This window comes from Halorientalis sp. IM1011 (assembly GCF_001989615.1).
Taxonomy (GTDB): Archaea; Halobacteriota; Halobacteria; order Halobacteriales; family Haloarculaceae; genus Halorientalis.
Genome location: NZ_CP019068.1, coordinates 15438 through 30204, shown reverse-complemented (window position 1 = coordinate 30204; position 14767 = coordinate 15438). Strand labels below are relative to the sequence as shown.

At 55.7% G+C, this 14767-nt stretch carries 14 protein-coding genes and 2 pseudogenes; 9 read left to right on the top strand and 7 right to left on the bottom strand.

Features of this window, described 5'->3' with window-relative positions; genetic code table 11:
- Positions 1-73: 73 nt before the first annotated feature.
- The 3 genes from proC to BV210_RS17725 are packed head-to-tail and all read left to right on the top strand — an operon-like array spanning position 74 to position 3015.
- Positions 74-850 (top strand): pyrroline-5-carboxylate reductase, encoded by a 777-nt coding sequence (gene proC / locus BV210_RS17735; RefSeq protein ID WP_077208119.1) that lies wholly within the window; start codon positions 74-76, stop codon positions 848-850.
- Entirely contained in the window at positions 843-1691 is an 849-nt protein-coding gene (gene proB, locus BV210_RS17730; protein ID WP_077208118.1) for a glutamate 5-kinase, read from the top strand. Before proC ends, proB begins: the two co-directional genes overlap by 8 nt.
- Entirely contained in the window at positions 1684-3015 is a 1332-nt protein-coding gene (locus BV210_RS17725) for a glutamate-5-semialdehyde dehydrogenase (RefSeq protein WP_077208117.1), read from the top strand. The genes proB and BV210_RS17725 overlap by 8 nt, the downstream gene beginning before the upstream one ends.
- A 429-nt stretch (positions 3016-3444) precedes the next feature.
- Here the strand turns inward: BV210_RS17725 and BV210_RS17720 are convergent, their stop codons facing one another.
- Complete coding sequence (locus BV210_RS17720) at positions 3445-4854, bottom strand: ATP-binding protein (protein ID WP_077208116.1); 1410 nt, start codon at positions 4852-4854, stop codon at positions 3445-3447.
- 102 nt (positions 4855-4956) lie between these two features.
- Here BV210_RS17720 and BV210_RS17715 point away from each other — a divergent pair.
- Positions 4957-5658 (top strand): annotated as a pseudogene (locus BV210_RS17715) (transposase); the annotation flags it as partial.
- Positions 5659-5915: 257 nt separating this feature from the next.
- Here the strand turns inward: BV210_RS17715 and BV210_RS17710 are convergent.
- Positions 5916-7088 carry a Fic family protein gene (locus BV210_RS17710; protein WP_077208115.1) on the bottom strand — a complete coding sequence of 391 codons (1173 nt, stop codon included), beginning with the start codon at positions 7086-7088 and terminating at the stop codon, positions 5916-5918.
- 183 nt (positions 7089-7271) lie between these two features.
- Positions 7272-7682, bottom strand: a complete 411-nt coding sequence (locus tag BV210_RS17705; RefSeq protein ID WP_077208114.1) for a hypothetical protein — start codon at positions 7680-7682, stop codon at positions 7272-7274.
- Between the two features lie 242 nt (positions 7683-7924).
- On the opposite strand from BV210_RS17705, the gene BV210_RS17700 reads away from it, so the two are divergent.
- On the top strand, positions 7925-8485 hold the full coding sequence (locus BV210_RS17700) for a hypothetical protein (RefSeq protein WP_077208113.1): 561 nt from the start codon (positions 7925-7927) through the stop codon (positions 8483-8485).
- A 46-nt stretch (positions 8486-8531) separates the two neighbouring features.
- Here the strand turns inward: BV210_RS17700 and BV210_RS19530 are convergent, their stop codons facing one another.
- Positions 8532-9299: a hypothetical protein gene (locus BV210_RS19530; protein WP_084802712.1), complete on the bottom strand. Its 768-nt coding sequence runs from the start codon at positions 9297-9299 to the stop codon at positions 8532-8534.
- 101 nt (positions 9300-9400) lie between these two features.
- Positions 9401-9469 (bottom strand): annotated as a pseudogene (locus BV210_RS20910) (twin-arginine translocation signal domain-containing protein); the annotation flags it as partial.
- 211 nt (positions 9470-9680) lie between these two features.
- Between BV210_RS20910 and BV210_RS20030 the strand changes: the two are divergent.
- Complete coding sequence (locus BV210_RS20030) at positions 9681-10190, top strand: hypothetical protein (RefSeq protein ID WP_157526133.1); 510 nt, start codon at positions 9681-9683, stop codon at positions 10188-10190.
- 180 nt (positions 10191-10370) lie between these two features.
- On the opposite strand, the gene BV210_RS20025 is transcribed toward BV210_RS20030, so the two are convergent.
- Complete coding sequence (locus BV210_RS20025) at positions 10371-10820, bottom strand: hypothetical protein (RefSeq protein ID WP_157526131.1); 450 nt, start codon at positions 10818-10820, stop codon at positions 10371-10373.
- Positions 10821-11226: 406 nt separating this feature from the next.
- Between BV210_RS20025 and BV210_RS17685 the strand changes: the two genes are divergently transcribed.
- Positions 11227-12258, top strand: a complete 1032-nt coding sequence (locus BV210_RS17685) for a PQQ-binding-like beta-propeller repeat protein (protein ID WP_371340835.1) — start codon at positions 11227-11229, stop codon at positions 12256-12258.
- Positions 12259-12900: 642 nt separating this feature from the next.
- The gene (locus tag BV210_RS20665) at positions 12901-13074 is read left to right on the top strand and encodes a hypothetical protein (protein ID WP_253741720.1); all 174 of its coding nucleotides are present in this window, start codon (positions 12901-12903) and stop codon (positions 13072-13074) included.
- Positions 13075-13125: 51 nt separating this feature from the next.
- Here the strand turns inward: BV210_RS20665 and BV210_RS17675 are convergent, their stop codons facing one another.
- The gene (locus BV210_RS17675; RefSeq protein ID WP_077208110.1) at positions 13126-13623 is read right to left on the bottom strand and encodes a hypothetical protein; all 498 of its coding nucleotides are present in this window, start codon (positions 13621-13623) and stop codon (positions 13126-13128) included.
- A gap of 204 nt (positions 13624-13827) precedes the next feature.
- Here BV210_RS17675 and BV210_RS17670 point away from each other — a divergent pair, with 204 nt between their 5' ends.
- Complete coding sequence (locus tag BV210_RS17670) at positions 13828-14406, top strand: hypothetical protein (protein ID WP_077208109.1); 579 nt, start codon at positions 13828-13830, stop codon at positions 14404-14406.
- The last annotated feature ends 361 nt before the right edge of the window (positions 14407-14767 follow it).

Sequence of the window (14767 nt, the reverse complement as noted above, 5' to 3'; positions counted from 1 at the left end):
AGCGCCCCGGCGGGCCGATTGCTCGGACGAAGCCGTAGTTGGTATGTACCTCAATCACCGCTGTACGAATAGGATGACACACGTGAGCGTTATCGGTTGCGGGAACATGGGTGGAGCTTTCGTGACGGGGCTCACCCAGACCGGAGCCTACGAAGTGACAGCTATCGACCTCGATCCCGAGGCGCTGGCGTCGGTCGCCGACGACGCGGACAGGACGACCGACGACATCGACGCGGCCCGGGAGGCGGACATCGTCGTTCTGTCGGTCAAACCGAAGGCAGTCTCCGCAGTCCTCTCGGATCTCGATCTCCGGCCGGACCAGTCGCTGGTCACCATCGCGGCGGGCGTCCCGCGGTCGTTCGTCGCCAGCGAGACGGACGCGACGGTCGTCCGGATCATGCCGAATCTGGCGGCCGAGACCGGCGACATGGCCGCTGCAGCCACCCACGAGGGACTCGACGACGACGTGCGGGAGATGCTCGATGCGGTCGGCGAGTTCGTCGAGATCGACGAGGAGTTGATGGACGTGGCGACAGCAGTCAACGGCAGCGGCCCGGCCTTCGTCTTCTACCTCATCGACGCGATGAAGGAGGCCGGCGTCGACGGCGGCCTCGATCCCGAGCAAGCCGAGACGCTGGCCGCCCAGACGTTCAAAGGCGCGGCCGAGACAGTCCTCCGGGATGACCGAAACGTCTCGGAACTCATCGACGCCGTCTGCTCGCCCAACGGGACGACCATCGAGGGCATGGAAGTGCTGTGGGACAGCGACGCCGATACGGCGGTCGTCGACGCCGTCGAAGCGGCCGAGGATCGGTCCCGCGAACTCGCCGAGGAGTTCGACGATGAGTGAGCAGCCACCAATCGAGGCCATCGACGAAGCGACCGTCGAGCAGGCACGCCAGCAGGCCGCCGACGCCCAGCGCGTGATCGTCAAGGCGGGGACGAACTCCCTGACTGACGCGGACTCCCAACTCGATCGCGTGAAACTCGATAAACTGGTCAGCGACATCATGGCCCTCCGGGAGCGCGGGAAAGACGTACTGTTGGTCTCGTCTGGCGCAGTCGGTGCCGGCAAAGGGCTGATCGACGAGGAGACCGAGACCGTCGAGGAGAGCCAGGCGCTGTCGACCGTCGGACAGAGCCATCTGATGCGCCACTACACGCAGAGTTTCGACCGGTACGACCAGACGGTCGCACAGATTCTCCTGACCGAGCACGATCTGGCCAACCCCGAGCGGTTCACGAACGTCCGCAACACCATCGAGACCCTGTTCGACTGGGGAATCGTCCCGATCATCAACGAGAACGACGCGATCGCGACCGAGGAGATCCAGATCGGCGACAACGACATGCTCTCGGCGTCAGTCGCTATCGGCGTCGACGTCGATCTGCTGGTGACGCTGACCGATGTTGGCGGCGTCTACACTGGCAACCCGAAGGACGACGCCGACGCGGAACTGATCGAGGCAGTCGGCGCGAACTACGACGCCGTCCAGTCGCTCGTCGACGACAGCACGACCGCCGAGTTCGGCGGCATCCAGACGAAAGTCGAGGGCGCACGCGACGTGAGCGAGCACGGCACGCCCGCGATCATCGCGAGCTCGGCGGACCGAGACGTGCTGGAACGGATCGCTACTGCCAAATCAGTAGGCACCCTATTCGTCCCGATAAACGGAGCCACAGATGACTGAGTACGACACGGAATCCCAGGTGACCGACGCACAGCACGCCGCGCTGCAGCTGGCAAACGTCGACGAAGCGACGCGCAACGCGGCGCTCGAATCGATCGCCGACGCCATTCGCGGCCACGAGACGGAGATCCGCGAGGCGAACGCGACCGACGTGGAGGAGGCAGAGGCCATGCTCGAACAGGGCGAGTACACCCAGGCGCTCGTCGACCGGCTGAAACTCGACGACGCGAAACTGGAGAGCATCGCCGAGATGGTCGAGAGCGTCGCCGAACAGGAAGATCCCCTCGGCGAGACACTGGAAGCCCGGGAACTGGACGAGGATCTCGAACTGTACAAGGTCGCCGTACCGATCGGTGTCGTCGGCACCATCTTCGAGTCACGGCCGGACGCACTGGTCCAGATCGCCGCCCTCGCCCTCAAATCCGGCAACGCCGTCATCCTCAAAGGCGGCAGTGAAGCGAGCGAGTCCAACCGCGTCCTCTACGAGATCATCCGCGAAGCGACCGCCGAGCTGCCCGACGGCTGGGTCCAGCTCATCGAAGCACACGAGGAGGTCGACCGCCTGCTGGAGATGGACGACAAAGTGGATCTGCTGATGCCCCGTGGCTCCTCGGAGTTCGTCTCCTACATCCAGAACAACACCCAAATTCCCGTACTGGGCCACACGGAGGGGATCTGCCACGTCTACGTCGACGAGGCCGCCGACCTCGAACAGGCAGAGGAGATCGCCTTCGACGCCAAGGTCCAGTATCCGGCGGTCTGTAACGCCGTCGAGACGCTACTGGTCAACGAACGCGTCGCCGAGACGTTCCTGCCGGACATGGTCGAGCGCTACGAGGCTGCCGGCGTCGAACTCCGCGGAGACGAGGCGACTCGCGAGATCGTCGACGTGGGCGAAGCGACCGACGCCGACTGGGACAGCGAGTACGGGGATCTCGAACTGTCGATCAAGATCGTCTCGGACGTGTACGAGGCTGTCGAACACATCAACGCCCACGGCTCGAAACACACCGAGTCGATCGTCACCGAAGACGCCGAGGCCGCCGAGCTGTTCATGACCGGCATCGACGCCGCGAGCGTCTTCCACAACGCCTCAACGCGCTTTGCCGACGGCTATCGCTACGGGCTTGGCGCGGAGGTCGGCATCTCGACGGGGAAGATCCACGCTCGTGGCCCGGTCGGTCTGGCGGGGTTGACGACCTACAAGTACTACCTCGAGGGCGACGGCCAGCTCGTGGCCACCTACGCAGGGGAAGACGCAACGCCGTTCACTCACGAGGCCTTCGACGGCGAGTGGACACCCGGCCGGCTCGCTGATGAATAGCCAGAATCGCGGTTGAGTTACCGTTCCGGTGAATACGACCACTCGCCGATCGTGACGGTTGACAACTCGCTGACGCTGGTGAAGAAGGACACGGGAATCGGATAGTAACGGGACTCTCCCCGCAATAGCGCTCGTCTGAGTGGCTACGCTCTCGAAAGTCACCGAAATTTGCGTATATGGTTGGACGTTCAACAGAATTGGCTGTCTGGAGAGCAACCTGAGTCAGTTTCCGCTCTCCGATTCGACCAAAACTATGCATCACAGACCCGCTATACCCGCTGTAGTCTCCACTTCCCCGGCTCGGTGGTAGTTGAGGCCGATCGTCTCAATGCATATGGCATTCTGGCGTATTCGATAATAGTATGGAGACGATGATGAAATTGAAACGTCGCTGCTCTGGAGTCGCACTACACTGACGAGTTTCTCTCGCTACCCCGAGATCAACTCAACAACGTCCTTGACCGAGATCAAGTGAAGATCATCTCGTTCTGATTCGGCCTCTTTGACTGCGGATGAGAATCCACTCCGACTGAATAGCACATACGCGTACTCCGGGTCACCACCGCCATCTGGTTGCCAATCTACTTTCGAAGCTTCAGATTCGAGTTGACTGAGGATCTCGTACCCAACCGCCTCTTGTTGGAACTTTACCTCACCAACGAGGAGTGTCTCGCCATTTGTTGGAGCAACGATGTCAATCTCGCTTCCGCCCCCATCCCACCAGTTCCCAGGTTCCTCCACAAATCGGTACGTATCACCGAATGCGTACAGGACAGCGCGCTGACACAGCTGCTCAAATGTTCCACTGACAAAGTCTGGAAGTTCTGGCTCAATGAGGTCAGTGTAGGCATCGTCACCATATACCTCGTACCGCGCTGTCCGCCCATAGACGAATCTGAACCAGAACCGGAACAAGGGATCTGTGATCGTATACCGACCTTTTCGACTCCGATCCGGGTCAACGGTGACTGGGTAGTCCCGCTCGATAATACGTAAGTCGTTCAGCCGGTTGAGATAATAGCCGACACTACTGTTACTGATTCCGGCACCTTGGGCAATTTCGTTTTTGGCTCGGTTACCTTCCGCGAGTGACTTCAATATCGCAAAATACCGATCGACTTCATCCAATTCCCGGTGGAGCACGTTTTCGGGCTCTTCGTGAAGGCCACCGTCACGCCGTAACAGTGTTTTCGTGATATTCTCCTCGAGTGTCTCTTCGTCTTCGACAGCTCGCAAGTACTCCGGCGTCCCACCGAAGACACCGTAGGTCATTACCTGTTCAACGGGGGAATACGCGGGGAAAAACGACATTGCTGCTCCGAATCCGAGCGGGCCAACTTCGATTTCTCCGTTCGGACTCTTCGCGACGCGCCCGTACAATGGCGCTGTTCCGTCGAGGGCATACTCGTGCATCATCCCGATAGCGGATCCGGTTAGCACGAAGGTTGTCGCAGTGTCTTTAGCGGTATGGTCCCAGACACGCTGGAGTATCGATGGGAGTGCATCCGTCTGTTCGACGAGGTACGGGAATTCATCGATGATGATGACTGCATTCTGCTCAGCAAGAAATTCGAAGAGCGGCTCCCACTCTTCACGGATCCGTGTGATTCCTGGATACACTTCGGCAGCATCGTTGATGAACGACGAAATTTGTTGGTCTGCAGTTCCTCGAGTCGCCTGGTAGTAGACGGCGTCATCGCGGTCTCGAACCGACTCAAGGGCGAGCGTCGTTTTTCCCATCCGCCGTCGTCCCCACACCACGGCCAGTGTTGCGTCATCGCTCTCGTAGAGGGTACCGAGACGCCCCAATTCTCGCTCCCGGTTTACAAACCCAGTCATTGACCCTGCTTTGGGGAGGCTACGTATAACGCTTTTCCTAAGTTAGCTCGAACTAACGTAGCTTGGACTAACGTATTTCGAGCGCGCTTTAGCGGTTTTCATGGCACGAAAGAGAACACCGACGAGTACGCCTACCAGTGGGCGACGGTCCAGCTGGTCGGGAATGCCGTCCCAATTGTCTTAGATGCACGCCCAGTCCGGAAAGGGGACACGCGCAAGGAGATCGTCGAGGACCTCTTGGATTCGGCAGAGGCGGCTGTTCACGTCGATAACGTGCTGATGGACCGGGAGTTCGACAGCCAGCACATCCTGGAGATGCTCAGCCAGCGCGGGCTGTCCTACGTCGTGCCAAAGCGGATGCAGACCAGCGAGAAAGCACAGGCGAAGCGACTTCTCAAGCGGGGGAAGGACCGCTACGAGACTGATCGAAAATTGCACTTGGGCGACAACGAGTGGCACTCGACGACGCTGATCTACCGACGGAAAGAGAACTCCGAGCACACCGATCATCGACAGTACTCGGTGTTCATGACAAATACGGGAACCGGGCATCTCACTGAGTACGGGTATCGGTGGGAGATCGAGAGCGGCTATAAGTCGATCAAACGATTCATGGGCGCGACAACCTCGAAGGATTTCGGATTGCGATTCTTCTATTTCGCGTTCGCCTGTCTGTTGTACTCGATTTGGCGGGCAGTTGATTTGCTCGTGCAGGTACAGTTGACCGGTGAGTACGAACACTCGCCCATTGTGACAGCCGACAACACGCTGACGCTGGTGAAGAAGGAAACCGGAATCGGATAGTAACGGGACTCTCTCCGTGGGAGCGCGGCATCTGAGTGGCGACACTATCCAGATTCTCGGAAATCCGCTGGAATAGTTGCCTGCAAAACAGGAACGGTCGTTCAGAAAGCGATCTGAAGCGGATTCTCCTTTTCGATTCGGCCGATTCCACGCATTACAGGCCCGCTATACCTGCTGTAGTCTCAACTTCCAAGGCCCGGCAGTAGTTGAGACCGGTCATCTCAATGCATATGCCTCAAGCCCCTCTGCTCAGTGGTTCAGAGTTGGTCGATCGGCTTGTTGATGATTTGGAAGACTTCGCTCGCCCGGTAGAACCGATTCCGTTCTTTCCCGGTGAGTTCTTCAAGTATTCCGTCATCTTCGAGCTGTCCGATCAGTCGGTTGGCCGTGCTGTATTCAACATCTAACCACTCGGCCGCCGTATTCACGTCCAGATACGGATCTTCGAAGAGCCGCATCACCAGTTCGAGGATATTCTCAGATCGCTCGCTCTGATAGCGCTGTTGATAGTCCTCACGAAGGTCGACCAGGAGGTTTGCCCGCTGATGGGCCTCGTCTGCTTGCGACTGCACACCCCGCAGGAAAAACAGGAGCCACTCTTCCCAGTCACCGCGTTGACTGACAGCCAAGAGATGATCAACGTACTCTGACCGGCGTGCGTTGAAATAGGAACTCAGGTAGAGATACGGCTCGGGCAAGAGACCGCCACGTTGCAGGAGGAGACTGATCAATAGCCGCCCGAGTCGTCCGTTCCCATCGAGAAACGGGTGAATCGTCTCGAACTGGTAGTGGATCAGCCCGATTCGCAGAAGAGGATGTAGATTCGTCTCTTGGTTCGCATACTCGAGTAAGTCTTCGAGTAGGTCAGGGATTTCGTTCGGTGGTGGCGGGACGTACCTGGCGTCTTGGATGTATGGCGTACTGCCGATGAAGTTCTGCGTCGTACGGAGTTCCCCTGGGTCTGCCTCATCTCCACGGACACCCGAAAGCAACCGGTCGTGCATCTCGCATAGCAATTCGACGGTGATTGGATCGCCAGCTGTGATCGCATCCAATCCGTGCGTCAGAGCGTGCAGATAGTTCACAACTTCTTGGGTACCCTGTTGTCTGTCTTCGTCGATAAGAGCTTCCTGTCCGGCCTCATAGGCGTAGATATCGGAGAGAGTAGCATGTGTCCCCTCGATTTGGGAGGATTCCAGCGCTTCTTTTCGAATGAACGGCTCGATAAGGATTTCTCTCGAGCCGACACGTGGACCGATGCCGTGGAGTCGGCCAAGGGCTTGTGTCGCTTCTGCCAGCGGTGTAATGAGCTGTTCAGTATTGATTGCGGGCGGAAGCGGGTCAGGTCGGAACGCCGAATACGTCCCCTTCGATGTCGTCGTGGGAACGATCTCACCGGGCGCTGCCTCGTCGAAGTCATCTCGCTCCATTAGTGGTATCCCTACGAATACGCCCGCCACTATTGGTATTTTTGGTACTAAATCAAAATAGCAGGATGGCCGATTGCACCGTTACAACTATTCAGGATCTCTGGGCCAGGTTTGGAGACACTTTTTTATCCGGTTTTGCGATTGGAACTCCTGCTCACAGACTTCCGCAAAACGAGAGAAAATTCAACTACTAGTCGTCTCTCTAGGAGGTGTAAATTGGTACGTGAGCCATAGTGAAGCGGTTAGGGTGAGCAGTCCGATACTGACCCAGAGCCAGATGGGGACAAGCCCGTAGAGATGTATCTCGATATACCAGATGATCCGAAAGACGATGGTGAGGCTGCAAATCATCGCGATTGCTGCTATTGCTGGTGATTGATTCCCTGTCCGGTACGAATAGATACCCGTGCCAGCTATTCCGAGTCCGACAAGTCCCAGAACAACTTCGACCATGATTACGAAGGCTGCAATCGGCCCGGATTCAAAGAATGCCAGTCCGAGAAAGTGGATCGGCAGTACGATTACGAGGATACCTACGACAACTGCTAAGAGACCCCAAAATGTCCCGCTTGTAGATTTGCTGATTCGTCTCATAATTCGAAAGAAAATCCGATAGCAAAAAGTTTTGTGCGACGAATGACATAGCCAGCAGGTTATGGCCCTTCGGTATCACGTTGTGGCCGAAAGCATCGACCCCCAGTTTATTGAATGGACGTCCTAGACTGACCGACCCTCAGCCAGAAATCAAACACGATCGCTAACTACTAAGTGTGCCTGCAAACCATTTAGCTGCAGAAAGTATTTATCAACCAAGGATTACGGTCCAATACTCTGAGATGGAGTGGACCTCACAGCGATCAAGTGCCGCTGTTTTCGGATCGGGCGTACTTCTCATCGCCATTTCTGTAGCCTTCCCAGACGTAGTGGTCTGGGATATTTTCGCGGTCGGTATCGGTGGGGTCTACGCGACGACAGCTGCGATGTTCACCCTGTACGAACTGTTTGGGGCGAGAGATGCTATTCCGTTCACCTACGCACTGTTGGTGGCGCTGATGGCGGTAGTTGTCGGGTACAGTCTCGAAGCAATTCAGTGGGCGGCCTCGTTTTATGGAGAGTCGATCGTCGATTTCGCATCTGTTCTCTGGGCACCGTATGGAGTCGCTTCGTTTGTCGTCGCGTTTCTCTCACCGTACACGATCGCTGAGAGTAGTATGCAACGGAGGAAGGTCAACGTAATCGTTGGACTGGTGTTTGTCCTGATGATCAACATCAACCTCTACGCGAGTGATTCATTTATTCCCGGCCTTTCCCTGATCTATATCCTGTCTCAGATCGTCGTCGGTTTGATGGTGGGCCTTCCCATGTATCTCTATAGTCGGTCTCTCAGAAGCGAATAGCCGGTCCCCTGTACTAAGTGTGGCAATCTACAATTCATGACCACTACTACGACGAACTTCCCTCGCTTACAGTCACCCGATAGTAGTCTCCCTGAAATTCGTATATGCGAGCATCTTGGTGTCCAAATGGCGGAACTGAGGTGCTAAACTCCTCCAGTCGGACCCGGTCAGCGTCGTATTTCTGGCTCAATGCGATGGCGTCGCGTAACTGGGTGTTGCGAACGACCTGCTCGGCGATGACATGTGTTGCATCGGTCTCCGACCCATCGATCCGTTCGAGAACAAACGTGTCAGGTTGGTTGCTTTCGCCGTCAGACTTCCCACGCGTCGAACGTGCGACAAGTGTCTCGTCGTCCCATCCTGTTTCCGCGATGGCGTTCGTCGGCGTCACCTGGAGTGGGTCAGCGTTCAACTCGAACCCGGCCGCGAGCGAGATACTCTCCTTGGGGGAGCCATCTTCGAACCAGCCGTCAATTCCAAACGCGTAGTGACCACCGCCAAGGCCAGCAATCGTGAGCGATTTCGTTCCCTCAACCCGGTCAATGGGATTGCCATTGCTGACGCGCCCAGTTGCTACTGAGAGGGTCCAGGTGTGTTCTTCACCGGCCGCCAGCGACATCAGCGGTTCCGGCCAGGACTGTGGCGCAATGTAGTACCAGTCACCGTCAACGCGCTTGTACAGTTGCCAATGATAGAAGTTGGTATCGAACCGTTGGCTGCTCTGGTTTCTGAGCGTGAAGTCGGCCGGCTGACCTGGCTGGACTGACTGCGCCTCTGGAACAAGGACAAGTGGTGCCTCCTTGGCTTCGACCATCTCGTAGCAGACAACCTGTTCAGAACCACAAACGGTGGGCACGCGTTCGAGGCAGTATCTGTGGGGAAGTCTGTGACCGGTTGGTTCGACCCAGTCGTACAGCCAGCGAGGAGGACGCCACCGCCTGCACAGAGGGTTGAAAGAAACTGTCTCCGAGAGGGCCGGGACATGTTGTTTAGCTCTCGACGGTATTGGTATATCTCTTCTGTGCCTGCTCTCTACTGAGTGAATCTGTGCTTCACCTGCACTGACCGACTGTCAAGCAGTAATCACACGCGATCTCTAACTGTTCAGTGCGTATGCGTATTCATTACAGTAACTTGTCGGGTGTTCTGGCCGAAAACCCATACTTTTCAACACAGTCCTGTCGTTATCTGGGATATGGTCCATGTGACCCGCCGGCAGGCCCTCCAACTAAGTGGGTGCGCGGTCGTGGCTGGGCTCGCGGGGTGTGGTGTTCTTAATAGAGATTCTACACCCAGCCCCACGCTCGGCGAAATTGGTGTAACGAATCTTGACTTTCGGCCACACACAGTTTCGGTACTCATACTCGACGAAGGGGAACCAGTGTACTCGGCGGAGATGGACGTTGCGGCGGCCAAACCAGAAGTAGACGATTCTACGGACGTCGCAACGGCAGGCAGTGGTTCCTTTGAGGGGTTCCCGACCAAGGTTGAGGGGTCCGTCCTGTATGCGTGGCGGGATCGCCAACCTGTCTCGAAGTGGGAAAAATTCGACTTCCAGGACAAGACCACCTCGTGTCTCGGTCTAAACGTCCACATCGGAGATGTCAGCCAGTCCCGTCCCGGTGATGTGTCAATACTGTACACGACAAACTCCGATACCTGTAAGGACGCCGCAACCGCGATTTCTGCTGATACCGATGGCTGAAATAGTTATCCGAGCATTCGGTGTCCCAGCTGACACCCTGCACTAAATCCGACCTGCGGCCAGTTCTTCGTAACTGATACGTCCGACAAATACATGCTCTATACTGAACACTCCATTATACGAGAAGTGGACGCAAATCTGCTCAGTGCGTGTACTCACAAGTGTCAGAACAAGTGATAGTCAGGAAACGGGATCGCGGTTCTTCGCTTCCAGCCGTTGGGTAGTGTTCTCACTCACCCGGTAACGATACGATTGTGTGAACCAGTCGGCATGGGCAATCGTCGCCGTTGGATTTTCCTGAGACTCCGCGTATCCTGTACACGTAACGACAGCCTCGTACCCCCATTGTCGTTGCTCGACGCTATCTACACGACAGTCAACAATCACGTCAGTATGCTCGTCAATCCACAGTGAGTTGTAGACGTAGCGGTACTCGTGACGTTTCACATATTCTCGAACAGTGTTTTCGGAGACTGGTGAGGGACGCTCCGGACGTTCTTTCGGTCCATCGGGAAAGTCGATATCTCCTCGTTGGAGCGGGGTTGTTGTCCCTGCAGTTCGATTATCAAGACAGCCTGAAACCGCAACCACACCGGCTCCTATGGTAGAAAGGAGTGTCCGCCGGTTCATATCTTTGTCATTAGGACAGCTGGATAAGTGCTTTGTCTGCATTGTATGGTCAGCTCAACCAGCAATAAATCGGGAAATTACCGGTAGTCGTCAACGGTGGTGGCTCCACGCTGATGCTCATTACGAGGGACTTCAGGGATAAACCGGCAACAACAATCTGCAGCCCTGCCATTCGCTGTACTACCAATAGCAATAATTGTGTTTGTGATAGACCAGTAACTAGATGCCCCCCACACGACGTCAATTTCTCAGTGCATCCGCCATCGGAATAGCCGGGACAGTTGGCCTGACCTCTCTTAGCACACAGCGAGAATCAGATACAACTTCGTCCTACGACTGGCCCATGGCCAGATATGACCCCTCCGGCACTGGATACAATCCCGACGCATCGGGACCAAAACATGACGTGGCAGTTGCCTGGCAGCACGAAGCGCCAGACTGGTTCCGGGGAAGCTTCCAGCCAATCCGCCACGGTGAGACGATTTTTATCGGTGGAAACGGACTACTGGCACTTGATAAGAACACAGGCCAGCGCCAATTCAGTGTTCCAGGGCCGTATCATTCACCGCCGACTATTGCGTCGACCTCGATCTACCAGACCGCCACTCTCGGTATAACTGGCCCCGCTGGTATTTACGGACTTAATGCCAGTGGGGGACAGGCCCTCCCCTTCACCGACCACAGACTCGGCGGTCAACGATGGTCGGGACCACACTCTTCGACGCCCGGATTCTTTGAACCAACCGAGGCGGCGACCCCAATCACTGCGAATGGGTTGATCTACTCGGCGCTCCCGGGGACCAATGACCTTGTTGCGGTCAATCCGAACAGTGGAGATATCCAGTGGCAGCAATCCTCTCCCAAAGACGAGGCCTCCAGCAACATGTACAACAGACCTGCAGTGTACGACGGAATTGTATTTGTCACTGCTTGGCCGTACCAGGTAACAGCGTACTCGGCAAGGACCGGGGACCAGCACTGGCATCGTGAAATTAGCGACCAAATGGTCTTGCCACCAGTCGCGACAGACGAGGGTGTTGTCATTCAAACGCGTGAGTCGGTCCAGTTGCGGGCTCATTCTGACGGCGCACTCCTGTGGGAACGAACCCTCGACGGGAATGCGACTGACAGTACACCAGCTGTTGCTGACGGGACGATCTTTGTTGCCGATGAGCAGGAGTCACTGCATGCACTCTCCCTCTCAACTGGGCAAACACAGTGGACAGCACCGTTCGATGGGCGGACAACACCTGTCGTCGCTGAGGACCGTGTCTACTGCGTCGACTCACTGTGGGCGTTGAAAGCGTTCGACAGGAATACCGGCGAGCAACAGTTTGAGTATCATCCATCGGAGGTCCCGCTCTCACCACCGATCGTCGGAGATGGGATCCTATACCTGGCCAACCGTAGCCAAGTTCTTGCCCTGGAGGAGGCATAATGTCCGGAGAGCAACGTGCCGATTGTGATACGGACACGCAGTCCGGGCAGCCAGACCAGTCAGCACAACGGTCGACTCTGGGTGTGTTGAAGACCGCGGCCGGACGCATCCGTCATGATCCGTTCCTCGAGGTCCCGTTCATTGTCGCGGGTATCGTCGTTGCAGTGGCCGACTGGCTTCGCACTCACGACCCCCTCCCAGTCGCATCAACGGATGGACTCAGTCAAACAATCAGTGTTCAATATTCGGTGGTGCCGCAGGGAACTGCTCGCACGGTTCGACACGTGGGCGCATTGATCGATTTGAAGATGCCATATCTTCTCTGGGCAATTGGACTTGAACTAGCTGTGGTACTCGTAGTCGCTATTGCGGGATGGATGACGATTGCCCGAACACTCGATACATCTCCTCACCTCGGTGGACTGAGCAGGTACCTACTCACGATGCTTGCAGTCCTGATACTTTCTCAACTATTAGGTTCCTCTTTTCCTCACGACCGATCGGTTCCTGCTTGGACTGGGACTGCTGGCTGTATTTTTGGTTGTCGCCGTCCGTCTTTTCTTATTTCCAGCCAATCTAGTCACTGGAAATGAACTACTCGCCGCACTCAGATTAAGCTATCGTCGGTCCCGTGGATACGGTATGACCATTGCCGGTCTCATCATCGTCATTGGACTCTCTTACTGGGGGCTCGCAAAAATACCACACGTCGGTGGGGTTTTGAGTACAGCCGTGGTGGCACCGGTCCACGCTGTCGTTCTTGGGATACTTGTCTCCGCCAAAACAAAGGAATTGGATGCGAAGCCATCTGATTGATCATCGCGTCCAGATATCGTTGATTTCATCGTTGCTCTGATTAGGTCACGATCAGGCACACCTTGAGAAGCCGCTGATACCACCGTCTTCCTCAAACGTTAATCTATGTTCTTGCCCGGGTCTTGAACACGTCTTTATTGTAGTATAAACGTGGGTGTTGTTGTCATCGACTTTCTCCGCGAGATACACTGTCACGTCACCGCGATCCCACCCATCGATCGTGGTGGTCACTTTCTCGCCAGGGGCAATAGTAACATGTTGAGACGAAATGCCCTCATCAGAGAGTGTGACATTTTGATCTTGATCTGGCCAGACTAACTGCGAGAGGGTCTTGAGGCGCCGTTCACCAGTTCGGGTCGTAACCTCAAAGTTCAGGTACATGGCTTTCTCTCTGCTTTCGACTGTGTAAGCAGACAGCTGATACGATGTTGTTTCGTTATTTTCGACTGTGAGTGTCGGTTCTGGTGGCCCTGAGACGGAATCATACAGGACAAACCCACTCACAAGCGCCACTCCTAGGAGGAGCACGATCGTTCGGCGGGAGACCATCTGTACGATTCACTATCAGGAGGGGACAAAATATCATTGTGATTGATCGATTCCAGTACTACTAGAGTGTTCCAATCGTAGAGGAAGGAATGCTGGTATGCCTGTGGTGGATCATGAAAAATGGCCCGGTGATAGAATGAGGGTCTATGTGTATTTACTTGTCTGATAGTCCGAGTTAAGTGATTTTAGACGTAGACGGGTAGTATGGCTGAAATCACGGTCGGTGACGACACCTTGGATGTTGAGATCATTGCCGCAGATACTGAGTTACAGTTCTACATTCGCGTGGAATATGAGGATCCGACGGGGGAACGGCGACGCAATGAGTGGCAACTGGATGTGGACAAGCGGCGTGAGCTTACCATTGACTGGATCGAACAGACACTGTCGGAGTGGACCGAGCGTCGTGATGACGTGGCCTCTCTCGCGAGTTTCTCGATCCAACGGGTCGACGTTGCTCGGCGAGGCGCAAACATAGATGCTGGCTCTGCTACCAGTAATACGGACGACCAGCCTATCGACCCAGCAACGGCCACCAGCGACCTTCCGTATGCACAGGGGGATAGAATCGCCTACTACGTCGACGGCCCTGACAGCACTGTCTACGGCTACACGACAGACGCGATTGTAACAGAACTTCCGCCGATCCACAAACAGCATCGAGAGCCACTCCAGGGGAAAGTCGAGATCGATACAGGGGTCGATACGAAACTCATCCCCACAGACTGGGTCGTTGGCCCGGCAACAGACGTTGACATTGACCGCTCGAACGAGAAGATTTGATCCGAGCTGTGGCTGTTGTACTGAGCGACTTTCAACCAATAACCAAACACAATCTCTGACTGTTCAGTGTATCTGGCAAAATAGCGTTCTATGGTTTGGACTCAACGGTCGGATTGTGCTGAGAGCGGTATCCTTTGTATGCGTAGTATGAGACAATTCCGGTAAATACTGCTATAGCAATGATCCCGACAGTGTAAACGGGATCAACACCCGCTATTGGCTCACCAAACACGATATAACCCGTGGCGAGAACCGCTAATAACTGACCGGCAAGCCAGCGATAATTCATACTTTCAATTCGTTACGACTGATTATATCTTTGGTGGTCAAACGGCGACCTGTATCGAGCAGTTAGACGAAT